General features: G+C 26.8%; 16 protein-coding genes and 7 pseudogenes. 3 read left to right on the forward strand and 20 right to left on the reverse strand.

Annotation, left to right across the window (positions count from 1 at the left end):
• Nucleotides 1-626: 626 nt before the first annotated feature.
• Together RH99_RS11080 and RH99_RS18620 are read right to left on the reverse strand one after the other, a co-directional pair.
• Nucleotides 627-1342: pseudogene (locus tag RH99_RS11080) on the reverse strand (CpsD/CapB family tyrosine-protein kinase).
• A 297-nt stretch (nucleotides 1343-1639) separates the two neighbouring features.
• Nucleotides 1640-1834 (reverse strand): annotated as a pseudogene (locus RH99_RS18620) (IS3 family transposase); the annotation flags it as partial.
• A gap of 735 nt (nucleotides 1835-2569) precedes the next feature.
• Here RH99_RS18620 and RH99_RS19920 point away from each other — a divergent pair.
• Both RH99_RS19920 and RH99_RS19760 read left to right on the forward strand, forming a co-directional pair.
• The gene (locus RH99_RS19920; protein WP_279373963.1) at nucleotides 2570-2695 is read left to right on the forward strand and encodes a hypothetical protein; all 126 of its coding nucleotides are present in this window, start codon (nucleotides 2570-2572) and stop codon (nucleotides 2693-2695) included.
• A gap of 548 nt (nucleotides 2696-3243) precedes the next feature.
• Nucleotides 3244-3552 carry a transposase gene (locus tag RH99_RS19760; protein WP_081504391.1) on the forward strand — a complete coding sequence of 103 codons (309 nt, stop codon included), beginning with the start codon at nucleotides 3244-3246 and terminating at the stop codon, nucleotides 3550-3552.
• Between the two features lie 118 nt (nucleotides 3553-3670).
• On the opposite strand, the gene RH99_RS11085 is transcribed toward RH99_RS19760, so the two are convergent.
• From RH99_RS11085 to RH99_RS11160, 16 genes and pseudogenes are all read right to left on the reverse strand, one after another.
• Nucleotides 3671-4591: a glycoside hydrolase family 113 gene (locus RH99_RS11085; RefSeq protein WP_010237876.1), complete on the reverse strand. Its 921-nt coding sequence runs from the start codon at nucleotides 4589-4591 to the stop codon at nucleotides 3671-3673.
• Nucleotides 4592-4981: 390 nt separating this feature from the next.
• A pseudogene (gene rfbC, locus RH99_RS11090) lies at nucleotides 4982-5526 on the reverse strand (dTDP-4-dehydrorhamnose 3,5-epimerase).
• A 54-nt stretch (nucleotides 5527-5580) separates the two neighbouring features.
• Nucleotides 5581-6584: pseudogene (gene rfbB, locus RH99_RS11095) on the reverse strand (dTDP-glucose 4,6-dehydratase).
• Between the two features lie 364 nt (nucleotides 6585-6948).
• A pseudogene (locus RH99_RS18630) lies at nucleotides 6949-7722 on the reverse strand (IS5 family transposase).
• Nucleotides 7723-8406: 684 nt separating this feature from the next.
• Nucleotides 8407-9870 carry a flippase gene (locus RH99_RS11110; protein ID WP_010237892.1) on the reverse strand — a complete coding sequence of 488 codons (1464 nt, stop codon included), beginning with the start codon at nucleotides 9868-9870 and terminating at the stop codon, nucleotides 8407-8409.
• A 24-nt stretch (nucleotides 9871-9894) separates the two neighbouring features.
• Nucleotides 9895-11046, reverse strand: coding sequence for a polysaccharide pyruvyl transferase family protein (locus RH99_RS11115; protein ID WP_010237894.1), 1152 nt, complete (start codon nucleotides 11044-11046; stop codon nucleotides 9895-9897).
• Between the two features lie 50 nt (nucleotides 11047-11096).
• Nucleotides 11097-12128: a glycosyltransferase family 2 protein gene (locus RH99_RS18325; RefSeq protein ID WP_010237896.1), complete on the reverse strand. Its 1032-nt coding sequence runs from the start codon at nucleotides 12126-12128 to the stop codon at nucleotides 11097-11099.
• A 58-nt stretch (nucleotides 12129-12186) separates the two neighbouring features.
• Entirely contained in the window at nucleotides 12187-13125 is a 939-nt protein-coding gene (locus tag RH99_RS11125) for a glycosyltransferase (RefSeq protein WP_010237898.1), read from the reverse strand.
• Nucleotides 13126-13202: 77 nt separating this feature from the next.
• Entirely contained in the window at nucleotides 13203-14285 is a 1083-nt protein-coding gene (locus RH99_RS11130; RefSeq protein ID WP_010237900.1) for an EpsG family protein, read from the reverse strand.
• Between the two features lie 79 nt (nucleotides 14286-14364).
• Nucleotides 14365-15558 carry a Coenzyme F420 hydrogenase/dehydrogenase, beta subunit C-terminal domain gene (locus RH99_RS11135; protein ID WP_010237902.1) on the reverse strand — a complete coding sequence of 398 codons (1194 nt, stop codon included), beginning with the start codon at nucleotides 15556-15558 and terminating at the stop codon, nucleotides 14365-14367.
• Between the two features lie 3 nt (nucleotides 15559-15561).
• Nucleotides 15562-16725, reverse strand: coding sequence for a polysaccharide pyruvyl transferase family protein (locus RH99_RS11140; RefSeq protein ID WP_010237904.1), 1164 nt, complete (start codon nucleotides 16723-16725; stop codon nucleotides 15562-15564).
• A gap of 73 nt (nucleotides 16726-16798) precedes the next feature.
• A complete protein-coding gene (locus RH99_RS11145; RefSeq protein ID WP_010237906.1) occupies nucleotides 16799-18016 on the reverse strand; it encodes a glycosyltransferase family 4 protein in 1218 nt (405 codons plus the stop codon).
• A gap of 159 nt (nucleotides 18017-18175) precedes the next feature.
• Nucleotides 18176-18317: pseudogene (locus RH99_RS19765) on the reverse strand (glucose-1-phosphate thymidylyltransferase); the annotation flags it as partial.
• 22 nt (nucleotides 18318-18339) lie between these two features.
• On the reverse strand, nucleotides 18340-19497 hold the full coding sequence (cps2T, locus tag RH99_RS11150) for a beta 1-4 rhamnosyltransferase Cps2T (RefSeq protein ID WP_010237909.1): 1158 nt from the start codon (nucleotides 19495-19497) through the stop codon (nucleotides 18340-18342).
• A gap of 133 nt (nucleotides 19498-19630) precedes the next feature.
• Nucleotides 19631-19800 (reverse strand): annotated as a pseudogene (locus tag RH99_RS11155) (UDP-glucose 6-dehydrogenase); the annotation flags it as partial.
• Nucleotides 19801-19845: 45 nt separating this feature from the next.
• Nucleotides 19846-20487, reverse strand: coding sequence for a sugar transferase (locus RH99_RS11160; RefSeq protein WP_050993363.1), 642 nt, complete (start codon nucleotides 20485-20487; stop codon nucleotides 19846-19848).
• Between the two features lie 519 nt (nucleotides 20488-21006).
• Between RH99_RS11160 and RH99_RS11165 the strand changes: the two genes are divergently transcribed.
• Nucleotides 21007-22005, forward strand: coding sequence for an LCP family protein (locus RH99_RS11165; RefSeq protein ID WP_010237916.1), 999 nt, complete (start codon nucleotides 21007-21009; stop codon nucleotides 22003-22005).
• Nucleotides 22006-22077: 72 nt separating this feature from the next.
• Here RH99_RS11165 and RH99_RS11170 read toward each other — a convergent pair whose 3' ends face one another.
• Complete coding sequence (locus RH99_RS11170) at nucleotides 22078-23541, reverse strand: oligosaccharide flippase family protein (protein WP_010237917.1); 1464 nt, start codon at nucleotides 23539-23541, stop codon at nucleotides 22078-22080.
• 13 nt (nucleotides 23542-23554) lie between these two features.
• A partial coding sequence (locus RH99_RS11175; protein ID WP_010237919.1) for an oligosaccharide flippase family protein occupies nucleotides 23555-25061 on the reverse strand: 1507 nt, incomplete at its 5' end.

A 25061-nucleotide genomic window follows, 5' to 3' on the forward strand; every position in this document is an offset into this window, starting at 1 on the left:
GACTTCAGCATTTAGCTTCCAATCGCATCCCAAATATAGGTAAAACTAATTTTATTATAAAACTACATAAAATATGTGATATATATATATATGCAAATAAATCTTCCACTTATTATAACTACTAACATAAGCCTTGAAGATTTACAGGAAAGATATGTCCATAGAACTTATAGCAGACTCTTAGGCATGTGCAGCTTTATAAATAATACTGGCAAAGATATAAAAAAATTCAGTGCAAAGAAAAAAACGAAAATTTCTTTAAGGAGTTGACTCAAGTAGAAGTAGCAGCAAGATGCATTATCACTCATAAATCATATTGGGCCTAGGAAAATGCAATACATTATCCCAGAAAACCTTTTAGGATTTCTCTGGCAAAAGTTTTTGGGTTAGTAAAGGATATATTTAATCCAGATAATCTACAATAACTAAAGGTCAGACCCTTAGTTATTGTAGATTTACCTTTAAATAGTATATGTTAAAATTATTAGAATATTATGTCGACAATTCCATACCATTCATTAACACCTTATCTACAAACTACATCATAAGTATAAATATTCATTAAAATACAAAAAGGATAATTTATCATCAAGCTATACTAATAAATTATCCTTTTATATTGCTAATTATGTTTTTATCATAATGCCATTATTTATTACTCTTATGTTTTCTTTTTTATTACCATCCTCTCCATAATAGTATTGGTAATATTTATATCCTCTTCTACTGGACTTAATCTTATTAGCTACAATACCTATAATATTAGCTTTAACATATTGCAAAAGCTTAATAGCTTTATGAACTTCCGGAATTTGAGCCTGTCCAGATGCTACTACCAAAATCACACCGTCAGCTATAGTAGATAAGGCCTGAGCATCCGTTACTGATACTACCGGTGGTGTATCAAGGATTATGTAATCAAAATTCTTTTTGGCTTCATTTAAGAAAAGTTCCATTTTTTTGATGAAAGCATTTCAGAAGGATTAGGGGGTATTGTTCCTGAAGTTAAAACATATAAATCACCTATATATTTTTGAGCTATCTCATTAAAGGCATATTGACCTATTAATAAATTTGAAAATCCCTTTTCATTTGATAAATTAAATTTTTTATGTATAGAAGGTCTTCTTAAATCACAATCAATGAGTAACACCTTTTTATTAGTTTCTGCCATAGCCAAAGCTAAATTAGATGATACTGTAGATTTTCTTTCAGCCGGTGTTGAGCTTGTTACTAATATAGTACTCATATTGTCATCAAAACTAGAAAACTGTATGTTTGTCCTAAGTGTTCTATAGGATTCTGATAAAGGTGACTTAGGATTATCCTGAACTATTAACATATGTATATTCTCCTCTAATTCTCTTGTTCTATTTGTATATACATCATCTGACTTACCAATACTTGCATAGGTTTTAACAAGATTTTGATACATCATTATAATTTTGATTTGTTGCACTATTACCTTTTTTATCTACAATGACGCTAGTTTGAGGCTGGTAAGTTGGAGATATTATAAAAAAACTAACAACCGCAGAAATAAAAGTACATACTAAAGTGAGCTTTTCCCCAAAAAGAGGACACTTCAGAGTTAGGCATTCTCTTTAGATTGCAAATATTACTATTATTTTCACAGTATAAAAATTTCAATATACCCGAATATATCACGACGTGCTTCTTCACGCGTAGCGTATTGTTTCTGATATAACATTTCGCATTTTATAGTGCTGAAAAATGTTTCAGCACTAGCACTATCCCAACAATTGCCCTTACGGCTCATGCTGCATATTATTTTATGACTTTTTAAGAACGATTGATATTCATGACTGCAGTAATTGACTAAAGAAAAGTGATTGCTCCCTTTGCCTCGTCTAAGAACCGTACGTGAGTCCGTCTAACAATTAACAAAAACATTCTTAAAACAAAAATGGAATATCACTTTAGTGTCGAATATATACTGTAAAGAGCTGATACTATGCCATTTATTTTAGGAGAAGATAGATTCCAAATTAATTTATTACCTAATACCTTAGATGATTATGTAAGTAAGGATATAGCATAGTATGAAAATTTAAAATGTTAAGAATAAATAGTGAATTGACATAAGTAGAATTGGCAGAGAAATGCATTATTACTCATAAAGCGTACTAATCCTTGGAAAATGGAGTACATTATCCAAAAAAACCTTTTGGAATTCATCTTGCAAAGACTTTTGGAGTTAAGGAGGAGGATATATTCCATCCTAATGACAAGATTATTAACTACCTAAGTTTCATACAAACGAAGCATTAACAATTTCCATAAAATAGTTTCCAAAAAATAAATAGTGGATAATATTAGCTTTACTCTAAATAATTGTAAAGAAGAAACTACTTCCATTTGGTTAGTTGCAGTTATGCAAAAGGCTTAAAAATGAATTTTTTCAAGCCTTTTGAGGACTTTAAACTTAAGATGAAGAAAGTAAAATATTCTGTATATCAAAAACTACTATCATGTCTATAGCTATTGGCTGCGAGACCACTAAAGACACAAATGAAAAACTTTCACCATAGAAAAGCTTTCTGCCAATATGTTTGATATGGATACAATTCCAGATCAATCACAGATTAATTTATTACTTACCCGTTTTGATTCTAATAGTATACTTCAGCTTCAAGATATTCATCATAAGATTTTTATGGATAATAATAATTAAGTTTTTACCCATAATAGTATAATCGTAGACTGTAATCAAACAGATTTAATTGCAAATGGTAAAACTTTTGAATTAGCCCCAAAAGGTTATTTCCCTAAAAGGGAAAACCAAAGTGGCTATCAACTAGCTGCCTCATTTACCGGTGAGCAACTCTGAAACAGTAGCAGTAATCTTAGATTCAGGGAGTACACATTGTACTGATCAACTATGATGATTTATTAAAATCTATATTTTCTAATAAGTACAGTGAGAAAGTTCATAATGGTAATTTAATATTAATAACTGACAGTGGTTTTGGTTCAACAAAAAATATTGAGAAACTACTTTCAATTCCTAATTTAAAATTTGTTACTAAAGGGTACTCTCCCATTAAAGCTAAAAATCTAGCAAAAGATATACCTTACTCAAAATATGATAAAGCCAATAAGGCTGCTTGGGTTTATGAACTTCCTCAAATCAATAAAGTTAGATATATTATAGTTCAGACATTATCTAAAAAATGAAAATTGAAATACTATTTACTTATCACAAATATCAGTGCTAAAGAAATGAGTACAGTTAAAATATTTCATTTTTATAATAAACAGCAAACTATAGAAACTTTCTTTAAAATGGTTAAAAATGTATACCATATAAAGAATCTTAGAACATCTAAATTCTATGGTATTTATAGTTTCTTATGGATAGTATTCATAATACATAACCTTATAAGTTATTTTAAATCCACGATTCTTTATGAAACAAAACTTGAGAATATGGGTGTAAGAGTTTTAGTCAATATTTTTATTCTAAATTTCACAACCAAAAATAATATGAAAAATTTCCCAGAATACTTATATATCTATTTAATGCCATAGTATTTCTTTATTAAATCACGATTTTCCTTATAATCTAAAAAATTAAAAGGTGTATTTGTATGCCATAAAAATACTCCAACTATATGGTTATTATTAAAAATATAGTTTAACGTTGTATTTAAAATATATGTTGATTTGTAAAATTATAAGGTATACCTTTCTCTTTTGGTATATAAATAGGGTATAATTTATTGCTATCTACATTACTCCAAGAAGTACTACCAGATTCTGTTATTAATATTTTTTTATGCCATAAAGTAAAAACGTTATTAAATGTGTTATTATATTGTATTGCAATTTTATTTAAATCATCTTTTTGTAATGTTGGATAAAAATTATAACCTATATAATCTACTAAATCAAGTATAGATTTTAACCCTTTTTTCTTACTAATAATTTCATTTTTTAACTGAGAACTTGTGAAAGCTGTGGTTATTTTTAGCTTTGGATACTTCTTTTTTATAGTATTAATTATTTTTTCCCAATTTAAATAATATTTTTCAGTTGTTAATTGTGACATTTCACATTCAATCGCCAGCAATGGTATATTATGTAAATCACAATAGTTTGCATATTTTAGTAATATAGATTGCCAATTAGAAAAAAACAATTCTTTATTTTCAGGATTATAATTGCGTCTAGAAAAACCATCTCCGCCAGAATAAGTACCTATGTGTGGCTTTAACATTTCTACTTTTATATTCTTCTCATTTGCAATTTTCATGAAAGTATCCATTTTAAATTGCCAATTTGGAATACTTGTAATAACATTATCTGTTGGTTTATTAATATATTCCATAACGCATAAAGAAACTGATGAATTTATGTTTTCAAATTTATTTAAATTATTTTCAATGTTCAACTTTGTTGTATATCTGTAGATAGTAGTAGATATACCTTTGTATTTAATTTGTTGTTCTTTAGTAGTTTGATTAATTGGTTCCTTATTAGTGTTTAATGTGACTATACAAGTTACAACTATATTTGTAAACAAAATTATAAGTATTATGATTAATACTATATATATTTTTTTCTTCATAATTTCCCTTTCCCTACTAATAAAGTTTTCTTTTTTATAACATTATTTCTATCATTAATTTAATCTTTACTAAGATAATTGTATTGTTTTTTTACATAAATTACAAGTTTTTTGTATATATTCAGAATTTTAATACTTAATAAATTTTGAAAAAGCATTGTAAATATAGGTACACTCTGCAATCTTTAAAAAGGTACAATAAATATTAATAAAAATCTATAACAATAGTTTGTATAGATAATTTTGCTATTGATAAAAAATTATAATTTAATTTCGTAAAATTACTATTCTATCACAAAGTAACAGAGCATATGCTTTGTTCTTTTCATTAAGCTATTTCCAATTTCTACATAAAGAACTAATCCTGTTGTTATATCTTGTCCATTCTTGTTAGAATTGTATTTTGCTTTCAGCTAAGGTTTTCCACTTTTTATCTTTTTCTGAGAATATTAACTCTTCGATACCTTCACTTGGTCACTAAATACCTACTTCTTTGTCATTCCAAGCAATTCCATCTTTAAATTCTGGATGGTATAAATCTGTACATTTATAAACAAATTTCGTTTTTTCAGAAAGTACTAAAAATCCATGGGCAAAACCTTCTGGAATATAAAATTGTTTTTTTGTTTTCATCACTTAATTTTACTCCAACACATTTCAATAAGTTCTGGAATTTTTTCTTACATCAAAACTTCATCTTTTATTACTCTAACTAATTTCCCTTGAGAATGCTGAGTTCCAAAATGTAATTCTCTTAAAACACCTTTTTTAGATTTAGATTTATTATCCTGTACAAAAGCCATATCTAATCCTGCTTCTTTAAATTCATCTAAATCATAAGTTTCCATAAAATAACCTCTGTTATCTCCAAACACCTGAGGTTCTATTATATATACTCCTTCAATTTCTGTTTTCTCAAAATTAAACTTTCCCACTAAACTGACCTCTTAGTTATTTCCATACATTTTTTCATAGTAGTTTTGGTATTGTCATGATGTTATATTATACATCCATTTTTTGTTGTCTAAATACCATTTAATTGTCTTCTTTATTTCTACCTCAAAGGTCGTTTCTGGTCCCCAACCTAATTCTTCTTTAATCTTAGTTAGGTCTATTCCATATCTTCTATCATGACCTTTTCTATCTTCTACATATTTTATAAGTTCTTCTGTTACTGAACTATCTATATTTTGTGACACATAATCAATTATAGTTTTAATTATGTATACATTAGTTCTTTCATTATGTCCTCCAACATTATAAACTTCACATATTTTTTTTTATAACCATATCTATTGCTTTGCAATTATCTTCTACATAAGGCCAATCTCTTATATTCATGCCATCTCCGTAGATTGGTAAATCTCTTTTAGCTAAACAATTGTTTATTATAAAAGGTATTAACTTTTCGAAAAATTGATATAGTCCATAGTTATTTGAACATCTTGTTATGTTTATAGGCGTTTTAAAAATGTCCCCATAAACTCATAAGTTCTGCTCCTGATTTACTTGATGAATATGGACTGTGATAATCCAATGGTGTTGTCTCTATAAAGTAGCCATTTTCTCCTAATGAACCATATACGTCGTAAGTTGATACTTAAAGATATTTTTTTCCTTCTTTAAATCCACCTTCTGTTTACCATTGTTTTTTAGCTGCATTCAAAAGTGTTGCAGTTCCTAATACATTAGTCTTTACAAATACTTCTAGTTCTCTTATACTGCTATCTACATAAGATTCAGCTGCAAAGTTTACAACATAATCTATTCCATTATTATTAGATATATCTTCTATAGCTTCTTTATCACAAATATCAGCTTCAACAAAGGTATAATTAGGATTATTTTCAACACCTTTTAAATTTTCTAAATTTCCTGCATAAGTTAAATTGTCTGCATTTATTATTTTTATATCCTTATATATATTCACCATATAGTGCACAAAGTTATCACCTATAAAGCAAGCTTCCTCAGTTACAAAATATGTTTTAATACTATTTTTCTCTCTTCTTCATTTATTTAAATGCTGTTTTTTATATGTATTATTTTTCATCTTCATTTATTAAGTGAAGCTATGTCAAACTTATTTTAATCTACAAAAAAGAGTAAACCTACTTTACTAAACTTATTTCAATTTTTTCATGAGAATACTGATATCTATTGACTTAACATACAACTTTTCAAAATATCATCAACATTAATTATTTTACTCTGCAATTCCATACCTGACACTGTTTCTAAAATATTGAATTTAACTTCTTTAAGTAATATTAGCAATTCATCTAAAGTAATAATCAATTATAGCTTTTTTTAATGATGTTAAGTTAGGATGTGTCTGAAAAGTATCTGACCATACATTATTTTGATAAAATAAAAATTGCAGCAACATGGATAAACGCAAGAAAAGAGTCTGCCAACTTATCGTAGCGAGTTGCAATCCTACGAAAATGCTTAATTTTATTAAAAAAACATTCTACTAAATGGCGCTCTTTATAAATCCACCAGTCACACTCCCAAGGATTTTGGATGTTTGATTTAGGCGGAATTGTGTATGTGGCATTATTAGAAGTAATGTACTCTCTGATTTCGTTGGTTCCGTAAGCTTTGTCTGCTAATATATTACTGCCGTTTATATGAGCCTTTGATAAAACATCAGTAGCCAAGTGTACTGTCATGTAAATTTCCAGCTGATAATTGAAAACAAACCGGGTTTCCAAGACCATCAACAATAGTATGAATTTTTGTAGTATGACCACCACGGCTTAATCCAATATGTTGGTTATTTTCATGATTTACAGCCCTTTTTTAGCACCTGCACTATGCTGGTGTGCTTTCACAGAAGTGGAATCAATACTTAAATTCTCGTAATCTGCTTCTGAGTTTAAATGCTTAAAAATAGTTAGTAAAGTGCCATCGTCACGCCACTTACAAAAACAGCTGTATACTGTTTTCCAAGAGCCAAAGCGTTCAGGTAAATCTCGCCAAGCCGCTCCACTTCTTGCAATCCATAAGATTGCATTGAACATAAGGCGATTGTCTTTTGGCGGACGTCCCGTTTTAGGAATAGAAAATAAATCTTGTATTTGTAACCATTGTTCATCAGATATTTCATAACGTTTTTGTGCCATAATTTTTATCTCCAAGTTTTTTCTTTTATTTTATCTTAAACTTGATTTATGTGCAAATTCATGTTTTCAGACACATCCTAGTTAGTTTGTTTACTATAACTTTCATTAAGCATTTATTTTGTAATCGTCAAATAATTTTCATATATTTACATCTTTAACTATATAAAAAAATATTCCTAAAATGGATAAATTCTTAATGAATAAGAAAGAAAATAAAAGACATTGGAAAAAGCTTGTTGAAGAATTTAAAGTTAGTAGGAAAACAGCGACATCTTGGTGGAGGAAAAATAATAAAGAGTAAATTTTAAAAAGTAAGAATATATTAACTATAAAGATAGATGCGGCAGCACTGGAAGTTTCACCTAGTTTTGATAAAGTATATTTAGCCTGTTGAAATACAGATATTATAATTAAAAACGGATCTTATTATAGCAGACTATTTTGATAAACTTAATTCCGAAAACGAAGTAGACAGATAAAAAAAAGGAATTGGAGTCTCTTGGTTATTCGGTACTAAACAAGAGATTTCCTCATAATAAAGATAGTTTCTGCTGATATTTATACAAAATTTTTTAAAAATGATAAAAAATCATTTAGTTGATATATTTTTTATTTTTTTGGGGTATTCTGCCCATAAATTCAGCTTTCGAAATAGTGGCTAGGAGATGAATGGAATTTGCCTCATTACTACATTTTATTTACATCCCTGTGGGGTTTTGCGAACCGAGTGAGCTTGCTAAAGATAACAAATAGCATATCATCTTTCCTAATATACAAATAACCTATTGTCAGTACTAAGTATAAGATTCCTCCAACAATAATCTGTAAAAATAGTGTTGTTATTTTTGTCCCAAAAGTATTACCTATCATTCTAACTGCTATAAACATAATTACGCCAAATATTATATAAATAAAATTAGTTATAAAATATTTTTTAATAGGCAATTCTTTCCTTACACTATAACATTGAATAAACATAACTGTAAATTCGGCTACAATAGTTCCTATCAATACTCCATTAGCTTGGTATTTCGGTATAAATATTAAATTTAGTATTATATTAAATAAAGCTGCCACAAGCATTGATGTTACATATATCTTATCATGTTTATTTGGAATTAAATATTGCGTTCTGATAACATTAGCCCATGATGTAAATAAAATTGTAGGTGCCATAAGTGCTATAAGTTGTCCCGACTGAACAAACTCAGTACCAAAATAAACCGGTGCTAATATATTTGCTATACCTGCTAAACCGAATGCAATTGCACATGCCATAATAGAAACATATTGCATTGATTTATATATATATTGTTTTTGCTTGTCCAGCTGTCCATTTGCCACAAGATTAGAAGACCTTGGCAACATTACAGTTCCTAAAGCTGTTATAATACCCATAGGCATAACAATTATTTTATCTGCATTATCAAATAAACCAACCTGTCTCATTGTTGACATATTACCAAGCATAATTTTATCCATTAGTCTATAAACGCTATATGCCAATACAGGTAAAAATAATATGATAATTGGTACAACATTTTTTAACATTTCGCGGATTGATGGAAACGTAAAATTTATGTATCTACGTATAAATACCCATACAATACTTTGACTAATTAATGTTCCTAACGACATAATTAAAACATATTTCCATAAATCTCCTCTTTCTCTGACAAAAACAAATACAGCAATTACTGTTAATATTTTGCATACAGTATTTCGTGTTACTGTCAATTTAAATTTCTCCATTCCAAAGTAAAACCAGTTTATATCAAACGCACTTGAAATTAAATATATTAATTGAATGGTTGCAATGATTTTATTATTAGAATATTGTATAATGTATATTACATATATTGCAACAACTATTATAGAATTAAATATCTGAATTGCATAGATATTCCAAAATGTTTTGCTCAAATTTTTCCTATTATCTCTGTTTTTAGCAATGCTTCTGTTTCCATGATTCGCTACTCCTAGCATAGCAAATAAAAGAAAATAATTTGCAATAGAATATGAATATGAATATGTTCCTATTCCTTCTGCTCCTAAAACTCTTGAAACATACGGTGCAGTAATAAGTGGTAGTGCCAGTACAAGAAGTTGGTAAAAAACGTTATATATAAAATTCTTTTTAATTGAACTCATTATTTTTCTCCATTATTGTCTATTTTATTTTAAAATTGCATCATTTAAAAATGAGATAGAGTACTCTTTTAAATCTTGAACCTTCTGTTTTGAGATATTATAATCTATTGGCTCCCAAACATTGTTTTCATTAATGTCATTTCCATCAATAAACCTATTCTCTAATCCCAATTGGCTCAATATAAATGTTGCCCTATCATCATTTGTATTCTTAGTTCTATTGTTAATATACCAAAATTTTTTCTCGAACATTGTAGAGAATATTGTTCCATGAAATGAAGTTGTTATAACAAGTTCTGCATTTTTCATCATAGATAAAAACACATCTGGACCTCCATGTTTCGTTAATTTAAATCCTCTTAAGTATAATGCACGTCTAGCCCACCCTCTTGCATCTATTACATATACAGGCATATTACACATCTTAGAAATTCGCGTTACAATATCATTAATGTCCTTATAGTATCCCATGGAGTAGTAAAAAATATATTTTTCATTACATAACTTATCTGCACAAAAACTTTCCCATTCTACTTTACTTAAAAGTAAAGTAGGATCTAAAGTAATTTCAACTTTTCTATGAGTTAATTCTTCTATCCATTTTTTTGCATTATATTCCCTTACTGATATAGCTTTATAATCTAATATATATCTTCTATATTTATCTTCTATATCCTTACCTTGTCCAATAATATTTTTAGAAGCCATACTTACAGCATATGCAATTTTCTTTACATTGTGAGCAAAACTTAAAAAATATGCTTCATCTGCATCAGCACACTTTGTATTCCAAACTTGATCACTACCACTAATTAATATTTCATATTTTTTATCTAACCCTTTTAATTCATCTCTATTTTTATAGCTAGAACTTGTACTTCGTAAATATTTTTTAATATATCTATTATAATCATTATAATGTTGCTTTAAAGGAGCATAAAAAATCAAACTCAAAATATTTCTAAGCAAGTTTTTAAACTTATTTACTTTTACAAATACTGAATATATTTTTCTAGATCCATCATTAGCAAAATCAATTATTTCATTATTATAGCCTAAATCATTTAATATTTTTTGAAGAGCAAGTGCTTGCAATATTGATCCACAATTATGAGAAGCGTGAAATGTCATTATTCCTATTTTTGTTTTTTCATTAAAATCACTATTTTTTTTCATATTAATTCCACATCCTTTTTTATTGTAATTTTCAAGAAATTAAAAAATATTTAGATTTCTACAAATTCACTTTCATGTATTTTTTTACCCTTAACCATAAATGAAACAAACAAAAAACATACTCTATACAATTTTAGATTAAGCATTCCAATACATAATTTTCTCACTATAGACATATTATAAGAATACTTTTTCCATGATAATAAATATTTATTATATGGCCATTTGCCTAAGATTAATTTAAACTCACTAATCCTAACTTTTAAACCATCTGGATTTTCAGGATTTGCAAAATATTGACGCATACAAATCCAGATACCATTAAGAACAATACATCCATAAATATATTCAAAACTCTTATCCCCAGGAAAATACTGAGATAATATATTTTCTAGTTTTTTAAGGTATTTGTAATCATTCTTGACTATTGATTTTTTATATCCAGTTGTAGCTGAATTTGGATTTTGTCTATAAAAATAAATTGATTTTTTAACTAGAAGTATTTTTTCTGCTCTCATATTTGCATCTATATTAAACATCATATCTTCTCCACTCGATAACTCTTTATCAAACGAAATTTGATTAGATAATAAAAAAGAACGTTTATACGCTTTTCCCCATACACTTGCCAAATTAATACCTTTATAATTTTCCGAATTATCATGAGCAATTATACCTTTAACAATATCCGCTTTTTTATGACTATCATTTATTATAATTATCTCTTCTTTAATCAGATTATTAGAAAAAACTAATACATCGTAGTCTTCTGAATATAAATTAATGTATTCACAAAACATCTCATTTACCCTGTCGTCCGAATCAACAAAAGCAATAATTTCACCCATTGCTTTTGTAATACCAAATTGACGAGCAACACTAACCCCTTCATTCTCTTTATGAAAAACTCTTATCTTACAATTTTGTGTTTGAAAAGTTCTACATATACTTAAACTATTATCAGTTGAACCATCGTCAATTAAAATCAATTCATAATCATCATTTGTTTGATTCAATAAACTTTCAATGCATTCATTTAAATACGCCTTAGCATTATAAATAGGTACAATTATACTAATCAATAATAATCATCCACCTCTATACTTAAAATTTCTAAATTACAAATTTCAACATATGTCTTTATAATTTTTTTAGTAAATCTACATTAAAGGCCATTACTACATAACCTAGTTTATATTTTAATGGCATATTCCTCGCTAACAGAAAATTTTTTTTATATTTATTAGCACTATACTTCAATGATTTTAGATAATGTCTATTATCATTAATATTTGAACAAACAATTTTTTTACTTATTTGCATACAATGTCTAACATAATTGGCTTTCATCATATTAAGCAAGTTTGTATCTACATTATTTTTACTATTTTCAAGCATTAATTCATATGCATTTAATACTGTTAAATTCTTTACATTGAATGAGCGATGTATAGCACTATCATCTCTTTCTATATAGAAATATTTTTGTTCCATTGAATATATCGCATTTCTTATATTTAAAACATAGTTAAAACAAAATAATAAGTCTTCGCAAATATATATATCCTTGTTAAAAGTTAAGTTATTTTTTTCAATAATTGATTTTCGAAATAATTTATTAAATATATATCCTCGAAAACTTTTCATATTGAACAAAGCCTTTAAAGTTTCATTTCTATTTAATATACTTATATCACTTTTGCTTTTAATATTATCTTTGACAGTTTCACAAATTGCTAAATCAATGTTATTGTTTTCGTTCATTAAATTATATAATATTTCATACATATCGTTATCTATATAGTCATCACTATCAACAAATGCTATATACTCACCAGTTGCAATACGAATCCCTTCATTTCTAGCAGATGATACTCCCTTATTTTCTTGCTTGATTAATACTATTCTTTTATCAATTTTGGCATATTTTTTACATATACTCCAAGAATCATCTGTAGATCCATCATCCACCAATATTATTTCAAGATTTGTATAAGTTTGAGAAATAATACTATCAAGACATCTACTTAAATATTGTTCTACATTATATATAGGAACAATAATTGATATAATTTTCATTCTTTTATCCTCCAGTTGAATATTTAACTTATATTAAAAGTTTATTACTAAGAAGTCTTATAAAATCTTTCTTTTTATTATTGCCCAAAAAAGAACATATAAGGTACTGTCTCACTCCTTAACATAATAAAATATTCGATATACCAAAATAAAATTAAACTAACAATAGATATCTGCCCTAGATAAAAATATTTTAATTGTTTAAGTTTTGTATATACCATAGGGATAATAGTTATTAATGACAAATTGAAGTAGAATGAAATCCTTACAGTAAAAGATGTCCCCATATATCCAGTCAACATAAGAATGCACCCTAGAACTACAAAGCTATATTGTAACTTTAATGTTTGGTCTATCAAGATTCTCTTTGAATATATAAACGCAGGCAATAAAAATACAATACATTTAAAAATAAAAAAATAGCTTACATAAATTCCATCAGTTTTTACGTAATTAGCATAATAGTCTAATGAAAAAGCTTTAAGAATAGGAAACATTATTTTCTCAATATTAATAATAAATAATAGAACTAATATATAAAAATATTTTCTCATTTTCTTATATTTTTCTTTTGTTAATATGGGATAGAGAAAATAAACACTTAAAAATATAATTGAAGTAACTTGTATACTCATTGCAATTAATAAGTAAAATATAAATTTTAATATATTTCTCTCAAAAATGTATTTAGTTATGTAAAACAATATAGCCATTGCTGCTACTTGACGAACAATATTATACGACATTTGGTAATATGTTATCATATATATAAACATACCTATACCTGGATTGAAATATTTTTGGTATTGCCGTAGTCCTCTCCATATGAATATAGTTGTTATTAAAGACATAATAAACATGACTACATTAATATTTCCACCTATAAATATTACAAATTTATTAAGCATTAAAAACCCAATTTCAAATTTAGGATCATAATTGATATTATATTTCAATCCCTCAAAAGCTGGTAGATATCTCCCTAAAAAATCTGTTCCTATTCCATATCTTAAGCCAGCAAAAATCGATGGTATAAAAACAGTTGCTATAGAAAATATATTACGTATTATTTTCGGAAGAATTCTATTATAAGTTAAAATTGCACAAAATGTAGTGATTGTAATAATTACTACATAAAACAATACTGAATCATTAAACACAATTAACACCTCTTATATATAATCAAAATTATTACTAAAAATATTAAATTATTAGAGTAATTTTTTATTTTTCTTTATATTATTTAATATTCTTAATTTTTTGTGCAATTTTAATCATTCCAAATTTATAAATAGAAACTTTTAATTTTTCAATTATTTTATCTGTTGCACTAATAGGTATTGTTTCCTCTATAGTCTTTGGTAAAGATTTGCAATTGAGAATTTCATAAAAACTTTTTCTGGAAGCATGAGGTACCGCGCTTCTCTTTACCATTTTTCCATCTAATTTTATAACTTCATTTAAATCTATTTTATAATATTCAATTTCATTAGTTAACTGATTTAATATATTTTTAGCTTTTTTAGTATGTATTAAAATAGCTGTGTAACCTCTATCATTATCTTTAATTTTTGGAACCATTTTAGAAAAATTCCAACAATCAAATATTGTAAAATCACTATTATGACTTACCGTTTTAAAGGCACAGTCATAACATGATGGACGTGAACTAATTTCAGAAAAAAAACTTTTTAACATATAATCAACTCTAGCACTTCCACGATATACTTTACCATTAGTAAACATAATTCCCATAGTTCCACTATGATATCCATAGGTCTTCATTCTAAAGTTAATTTCATTAATACTAGAATGACTTTTAGATATATGATAATCTAAATATCTTCTCCACAATTTTGGCGATGGAACACCATGGCAAACCAAATCAATAGTAATAAGATTATTATAATCTTTTCCTAAATAAGCTTTAAGACCTGCAATTTGACAAGGAGTACCGCTAAAACAAACAAGCCTACCATTTTCTAAAAAGCATTTAGCTTCATTTAGTGATTTTCCTAAATAACTCTGAACATATTTCGAACCTCTTAAAAGATTAATCCTATCTATACTTTCTATATACTTATACACTACATTTAGTGATTCATCGTAACCAACCCCAAACACTACTCCTCCTTTATTTATTACATAATTTGCTATAGCTGAAAACGCTCCACCAGAAGAACTTTCATCAAGAACTTTTTTTTGTTTATGTTGTGCTACATAAGCCTCAGTCTCATTTCTTCCATTAAACTTATTTTTTATAGGACATATCTTTTCACATAAACCACAATTTACACATTTATCAATATCAACTTTAGGATACAAAAATCCTTCGAAATCATCGATCATATTAATACAGTTTTTAGGACAAATATTAGCACAAGCTGTGCATCCGCAGCATTCAATTTTATTTGTTTCATCTATTAAAATCATTAATTATTCACCCATACATGTTAGTGCCTTTTCTAAATATGAATTAGATTTTTTTCTCATATCTTCTAATTTAATATCTACAGAAGTATAATCAATATCAGCTAACATTTCTTTCTCAATATTATTTTTAAATCTCCTATCTTCTAATCCAAGATTTGAACAAAGACTATCAATTCTGGAATTTTTTGAATCTATTGCATTATCAGAATATCTATTAAATGTTATAAATTGTTTATGATGTAATATTGAAAAAACTGTTCCATGAAATGAATCAGTACATATATATTGTGCATGACTTATCAAACTAACAAATTCAACTGGGCCAACATTATATGGTGCATAATCACCAAATTTTTCATCTGCATCAACATACTCATCCATATGTCTAATTGTAACTATCTTTAGTCCTGTTGATTTTTTAAGCTGATTTACTATCATTCTGTGTTTTTCATTTGGACCTAAAAAGTACGCAAAGATATAAGGTTCTGTATATAATGATTTATATTCTAAAATGCTTTTCCATTCTTTGTCATTAAAAAGGAGTGTTGGATCAACAACTACTTGTACATCTCTTCCAGTTAATTCCTTAACAATATTCTTGCCAGTATTCTCACGAACGCCTATATATTCTATACGCTTTAGATATTCTTCAGTTCTTTTTATCTGATAAAATGGAATTTTTTTTACTCCAAAACTAGATGCGTATGAAATTTTTGTAATCTTATCATCAACAAACTTTAAATTATAAAAATTACTTGGTAAACCACTTGGTGACCACAGTTGATCGCTTCCTACTAAGTAAGCATCATATTTTTTACCTGCTTTTAAGAGTTCTGAATATCCAAAATAAATTGGTGAAAGTTTTTGAAAATATATTTTTCTAAATTCATCAAATTTTTTATTTCTCAAAGCATTGTATTTACTAATATCCTTATGTATTGACAAATTCACCTTTTTTTGAATTAATATCTTCTTTTCGCTCAGCATTATTGGGTTAAATATCCTAAAAAAAGATTTTATAAAAAATAATGGGGTATATTTTTTTCTATATCTAATAACTTCATATTCAATTCCCATATTTTCTAGTTTCTTTTGTGTTGCATATGATTGGAGCATGCTACCGAAATTATTATTATATATTACAACGCATAGTCCTAATTTTTTCATTTAATAACCCTCCGTTTTATAATAAATAGACTACTTTAGCTTAAATTCATTTTAATTTTTAGTATATTTTTTATTAAGATAATAGTTGTTTATATACATCCATTATTTGCTCATAGTGAAGCTTCTCATTAAATTTAATTTTTATCTTCTTTCGAGCATTTTCACCATACCTTTTTACTAAATGCTTGTTTTCAATTATATAATTAATTTTATTAGATAAATCTTCAATAGAACCTGGAATAAAATTTAAACCAATTAATCCATCTTCTAATAGCTCTGTTATTCCACCAATTCTAGATCCAATAACAAGTTTACCTAATGCCATAGCCTCCAATATAGTATACGGGGCATTTTCATACCATTCAGAAGGCACAACTACACACATTGCTTTGCTTACTAATTTAATTAATTCTTCTCCTTGTTTAAATCCTAATATTTCAATTTTATCATTTATTCCTTCACTTTTTATAAGTTTTTTTATATATGCGTCCATTGGACCTGTTCCAACTATCTTTAATTTAAAATCAACATTTTTCATAGATTTAACCAATGTTATAATGCCTTTTTCCTCAGAAAGTCTTCCAAAGTATAAACAATAATCATCAAATTCATAGTTGGGCACATACTTATCAGCATCAATAAAGTTAGGAATATATTTAATTCTCTCTTGTTTTACTCCAAACTCTATAAATTTTTTTCTATAAAAATCACTAGGGGTTATAATTTTATCAATTAAAGCATAACTATTTAATATCTTATGTGTATAGGCTTCTATTACATTTACAATGGTTTTCATATACGAATTCTTAACACATTTGTTCTTTAAACAATTATAATATTTCTGCTTTCTGCATTGTTCACAAATTTCACCAAATACCAGCATCTTATAGTTTGGACATATCATTTTTAAATCATGTGCAGTATATACTATAGGAATATTGTATTTTTTTAAAGTACTTAATATTGATGGAGATAGCTGATGTTGAAATATATTTAAATGAGCAATATCAGGATTATAATCCTTAATAAGATTTTCTAATTTATTCTGAGCTTCAAATGAAAAAATTAATTTTCCAGCTAATTTTATCTTATTATATAATGATTGCTTTTTATTATAATCAATGCTCTCTACAAAGTATTCTGAATATTTACTTGGTATATTTTGATTGTCTTTCATAGAAAATTCAATTACTTCATGTCCATGTTTTTCTAACAGTTCTTTTAAACTAAAATAATAAGTTTCACTACCACCTTTTATATAGTGAAACTTGTTAACCAATAATATTCTCATTCTTCTCTCCTTAACTTAATTATATAACATTCTTTAAGAGTATACATTTTATCTAAATTTATGGTAATACATTCTACAATACCTGTACAGTGGTATATTCTTCAATACTTATCAGATAATACAAGTTTTAATATATCATAAGCTAGATTACCTCTTTTAGGAGATATTGAGAATACCTTTTATTCCAGCAAACAATAAAGCTAACATTGAATAATATATCATTGGCTTATCATATATAGATAGGTTTAATAACTAGATAAAGTCTTGTCCCTGATATATCTGCCAATATAATTCCTTTCATATTTACTTCTTCATTTGACTTTTTAGTTGCTTAAAAACAAACTTTCATAATATTTCACTATTTTTTCCCATGAATAGTCCTGAGATATACGTAACTTAGATTTTTCCTCAAATTTATCTATTACTTCTTTATTTAACAAATCAACTTTACCAATTAAAGTAGCTAAATCTCCTTTTTGCTTCTTAAAATACAAGGCTCCATCTAAGCCAACCTCTTTATTAAATCCTACATCTAGTAATATATTGAGTTTAGTACTTGCTAATGCTTCTAATAATGATGGATTAGTTCCACCAACTTCATGTCCATGTAAATATCCATACGCATTTTCTCTAATCTTCTTTAATAACTCCTGATTATACACAGTGCCGGCAAACTTTATTCTTTTATCTTTATCAAAATTAGTTTTTTCTTTTAATTCCTCATAGAATTTATTTTTCTCTACATTTGTTATTAATACAAAATCTTTATTTGTTTTTGATCTCATAAATTCAGTTATCATAGTTTCATAGTTGTTTTCTGGAACAAATCTACCAACTACTAAATAATATTCTTTCTTCTTAACATTTTTTTCTTTATACCATTGAAGTAAAACACTGTCATTATCAGCTAATTTTGATTTTTTAGTATCAGCTCCATAGGCTATAAAAGTTGTCTTTGGATTGTATTGTTTATAATCTTCTTTTATATATTTTTCTATATTTTTTGAGTCACATATTAATAAGTCTGAATGTTTAACCATGTATTTTTCTGAAATTTTCCAATATTGTCTTATAGCTTTATTCCATTTTGCTCTTTTCCATTCATGACCATCTGGATTAACAATTAAAGTTCCACCTAATTTTTTTAATTTATTTTTGTAATATCCAACAAATGGTCCTATTCTACATGCTAAAATATATACAATTGAATTTTTTATATTATTATCCTTTATATATTTTATGCTTTCTTTTAATGCTGCTATATCATAATAAACTGCTTTTGCAGGTCCAATATTAGGTACTTTGATATTAAAGCATCTAGCACCGTTATGCTGAATTTCTTTATAATTATCTGATAAACAAGAAACGTGATATTTTATATCTTTACTTTTCTGTCCTTCTGTTAGTTTTTCAACAAACGTTTCAAAACCACCATATTTAGCCGGGATACCCTTTGACCCAATTATAAAAACATCTATCAATCTCTTCACTCCAAACAACTGTTGCTTAAAATTTTTATTGCCTAATATAATTTATATCTATAATTACTTTACTACTGGACGTTCAGTTGAGTAATATTCCACTTCAGCTTCCTCTGCCTCTTTCAAACTATATTTTTCTCAATAATTCGCCTAAACCCGCTTCATATATATGAGAACTACCACCCTTCACCAACTGAACCTTTTTTCATCAATATCTACACAAGTTACATTATGTCCTACCTCTGATAAGCAAGCTCCACTTACTAGTCCTACATATCCAGTTCCTGCTACAACTATTTTCATTTTATATTGTCCCCCTTAAATTTATATACCTTTGTTTAGCTATATTTAATGAGCATTTTTGTCTCCAAACAACATAAAAAATGTCCTAATTATAAGTTTTATATCTACCCATATATTTCTTTCTTCTATGTACTTAACATCAAGCTTCATCCAGTCTTCAAAACCTATTGTGTTTCTACCCATAACCTGCCAGTAGCAAGTTAGTCCAGGTTTTGCAAGAAGCTTTAATTTATGATAATTACTGAATTTTGCTACCTCAGCTGGTAGATTTGGTCTTGGTCCCACTAGGGACATATTACCTTTCATTACATTGAATAATTGTGGAAGTTCATCAAGGCTTGTCTTTCTTATGAATTTGCCTACCCTAGTTATTCTAGGATCTTCTTTCATCTTAAACATTGGACCTGACATTTCATTTTTGTCCTTTAATTTTGTCAATAATTTCTCTGCATTTGTCACCATAGATCTGAATTTATACATTTTGAATAGCTTACCATTCTTACCCACTCTCTCTTGAGAGAATATGATAGGTCCTTCAGAATCCAATTTAATTGCTATTATAGTTACTATTAGTACAGGACTTAAAAGAATGATTCCAATTAGCGAACCAAACATATCAATTAGCCTTTTTGTAAAATAGTATATAAAACTTTTAGAATACTTGTCCCCATGGCTAATAGAATCCATATCTTCGCCTAACTCCAGATTCTGCAACTAAAACTCCCCCTTTTCCCCTTGTATTACCTTTTAATATATTTAAATTTAATAATTTATCCTATAAATAAAAAATATCTTAATATAATTAAGACGTTTCTTTTAAATTTTTGTAAATTTTCATAATACATGTTAACCATTATACTATCAATTTAGGAAAAGCACAAGGAAATATGGTATTTAGTGTCATATGTTTTATAAGTTAGAATTAAAATTATTAAATTTAATATTAGAACTTTTAATTTTTATACTTATTTATCACTCTAGGTACATTATATTAATACTTTTACAATTTGTCTAATAGATTTCTTAATTTTCTATAATCTTATATGTATTATTTTTTAGTAAATTTATCTGAAAACAGTGTATTTTCAAATTATTGTCATATTATATTACCAATTTCATCCTTCTTATTGACACCTTTTCCCTAAGCCTATATGATAAATGTAGAAATTTTTTAAACAACAAAATACAATCTTCTGGAGGATACTTATGAAAAAAAAGAAAATTTTTATACCTATAATTATAGTAGTTGCACTTATAGTAGTTATTGGGGCAGGTGGGTACTGGACTCTTAGTAGTAAATTATCTAAAGTTAAGACTACAAAGATATCACAGAACGCTGCTGATCTTGGTATAGATACAAAGAAGTTTAACAGTAACGATTATACTTCTAAAACTGTTGAAAACAATTATGTAAACATTCTACTTCTCGGTATAGATACAAGAGATCAATCTACAGATACTGGTCGTTCTGATTCCATGATGATACTAACTCTTGATAAAGCTCATAAGAAAATAAAGATAACTTCTCTAATGAGAGATATGCTTATGAATAATGTAGGTAGTAAAGCTCAGGACAAACTTACTCATGCCTATGCCTATGGTGGCCCTCAATTATCTTTAAAGGTAGTAAATGAAAATTTGAATATGAACATAAAAGATTTTGTAAAGGTTGATTTTACTCACTTTGATAAAATTGTAGATGCTGTAGGTGGTGTAGACATAAATGTATCTGATGCTGAAGTAAAAGTTCTCAATGGTTATATATCTGAAGTCGCAAAACTTGAAAAAATAACTCCTCCTTATTTAACTCATGGTGGAATGCAGCATTTAAATGGTATACAAGCTTTAGGTTACGCTAGAATAAGATATGTAGGGAATGGAGACTTTGAAAGAACTGAGAGACAGAGAACTGTTTTAACTCAAGTTTTCAATAAAATATCCTCTATGAGTTTATCAGAAGCTTCTAGTACCCTTGATACTGTTCTTTCAGACGTGGAAACTTCTCTAACAAAAACAGATATTCTTGCAGATACTTCTTATGTACTTATGAATAATATAAACACTATGGAACAGTTTAGAATTCCAGATGATAAGCCTGGTTACAGTACTAATAGAATGATAAACGGTGTTTTCTATTTGGATTGGAACAGAGAAGGAAATATTGCTGATTTGCATCAGTTTATATTTGAAGGGGATTTGAAGTAGAATTTATTTAACTTAACTATTAAATAAAAAACAAAAACTGTTAGCATATCTGTACTAACAGTTTTTATTTTTTCACTCTTCAAGTTTACCTTTTTTACCTCTTGTCACTATGTAAAGTAACATACTTATATCATTTTTTCTCACAGATAAAGCTGCCCATGTTAAAAATAATATAACCTGAATAGCATATTTTAATATTAAATTATAAATATACAAATCAAAGATAACACTTAAAACTATAATTCCAATAGAAGTGAAAATCAATTTATAATTGTATTTACTAAACTTGAAACTTAATTCCTTTTTCATCACAAAATAATTAAAAATAATTTCTACTAAGTTCATTAATATATATCCTATAACCACGCTGTATAATCCTAATTTACCTATAAAAAAATATGTGCTGCCGGTAATAATTATAAAATCTAGAGTGTTTAATATTGCAAGTTTCCCAAGTTTAGGAATAGTCCATAGAGGTGCTCCAATTACCCAGGCTACACATTTTAATATATCTCCTAAAATAAATAGTGGCAAAATATTTGCTGCTTCTAAAAACTTAGTTGAATAGAAAAGTATAATTACTATTCTTCCAAAGATAATTATACATAACATAATAGGTACTGCTATCAATACTATAATTTTTAGTGTGGAATTTAATTCATTATTTATTTCTTTTTTAGTTTTTAATGAACATAGCGTTGGAATTAGATATACTCCTAAGGAAGACAGCACTAATCCCAAATACTGATTTATTAAGGACCAATCCGCCTGAAATATTCCTGCACTATCAATTCCCATTTTACTGATTATAATTCTTCTTATTATAAGTACATACATATTGCTTAAAAACATTGTATACAGTGCTATAATACTGTATTTTATCAATATCTTTAATAAAGATAAATCATAAAATCCTTTTATCCCTTTAATAATTCTGTCATCATGGCTTCTACCAAGATACCAATAAATAAGGCTGGTAATTACCGCTGTTATAAATATTGATATTATAGCTCCTTCTAATCTGTAGTAATATGTTAGCGCCACACTTATTATCAAAGTCACTATGGATGAAGCAATGTTAGCTAATCCCAAAGCTTTAATTTTCTTAAATCCATTTATTAAGGCTATATTTATCTGGTTAAAGGTTAGAAAGGGTATGGAGAACATGGCTATATAAATATATTTTTTATCAAAGGAATCTATATTTAAAATACTTATACTTCTATCAAATATTATTATAAACGCAGTTATAAATATTGATAAAATAATAGTTGTAAGATATGAGGTAACTATTATACTATTAATTTTTTTCCTATCGTCTATATTCTCATTAATTTCTTTTATAATTCCTTGATTCATCCCTAAAGACGAAATGGGAAGAATAGTTGTTATTATATTATTAATGAACGAGGTTACCCCTACCCCTGCGGTTCCAAGCAAAACTGCTATTATCTTTACTTTACCGATATTAACTAAAACTTGAATAACAGATGCAAATCCCATTCCCAAAATTGACTTCAGTCTATTATTTTTCATATAAGTACTTCCTTTACAAATTACTATTTTGTAATTTATAGCCCCTATGTAGTTTTTTTAAAATAAACATCTTTTCTTCTTTTGATAGAGTATAAAAATAAATTCCAATTGTATATAATATATTGCCTATAATTACTTTTAATAGAAATGATAATATACCATTATCAGTAAATCTATTTAAAACTATAAATACTATGGAAATTATTATTGATACAACTAAAGTTTTATTGCATACTTTATAAAAGAAATCTATTAATTTCAGTTCTAATGTTTTTTTATAATAAATATTAATTATAACCGTATTACCTGCAATCATAGCTATTGCTGTAGCAAGTGCTGGTCCAATTGCTCCATAAATCTTAAATAATATTACACTAATAATTATATTTATTATAGCATTAAATAAATATATCATTGATCTTACTTTATGTTTATTCATAGCATATAATATTTGATATCCTGTAGTCTGAAACATAGGCACTGTCAGTGAAATAAATATAACTAGTCCATAATAATATGCATCAATCATATTGTTACCTAGCCACAAGGTTATAAACTGTTTCCCTAGAAATATATAATTTATTAAAATCATAGCAACTAAAATAAATTGATACCTTGATGCTTTAATAAAAAATTTATTAATTTCTGATTTGGGTCTATTTTCAGCTATCATGTGAGTAAGCTTTGGTAAAAAAACACTTGAAAATGTAGCACATATATTCAGATATTGGCTTATTATTTGTCCTGATATACTATAGACTCCAACTACATTTACAGTACCCATTATACCTATTATAATTCCATCAGTTTTCCAGAATATCTGATCAGTAATTATCCCTAAAAACACAAAAAAAGAATAAGTATATATTTCTTTTCTAACATTAGTATCTAATTTATTAAAGTTTAATTTTATTTTTAAACTATATCTTACAACAAGATAATTGATAATATTTATACCTTGATTTAAAACTAAATCCACTAAAAATACCATTACCACTCTAAATCCTAATTTAAACAGTATTATCATTATTATAACTCTTAATATAGACCTTATTGTATTGGTTCCTCGCAAAAATTTAAATCTTTCATGTGCTGTAAGTATTGCATTAAACGTAGCTCCTGGAATCTGTAAAACAATATTAATTAAGGCAACAAGAAAAGCTATTCTGAATAAATCCATCTGATTATTTGTTAAATTAGGAAATATCATATTACTAACAAATAATATACTTCCGCCAACTATAAGTCCTATAACGGATATTCTTATATAAGACTTAAAACTGTATCCTGCAATCTGTTCTATTTTATAATTTTCTCCTTTTGCTCTATATAAAGAAATATATCTTATAATAGTTTGTCCAATTCCCAAATCCAAAATACTTACATATCCTATTACAGAATTAACTAAGCTTATAATTCCATATTGATCTTTACCTAAAAATTTAACCTGGTATTTAGTTAAAACAAATGTAGATATTATAATTAAAAAAACTGAGATATATGAGATAATAACATCTTGT

Source organism: Clostridium arbusti SL206 (assembly GCF_000246895.1).
GTDB classification, from domain to species: Bacteria; Bacillota; Clostridia; order Clostridiales; family Clostridiaceae; genus Clostridium_I; species Clostridium_I arbusti.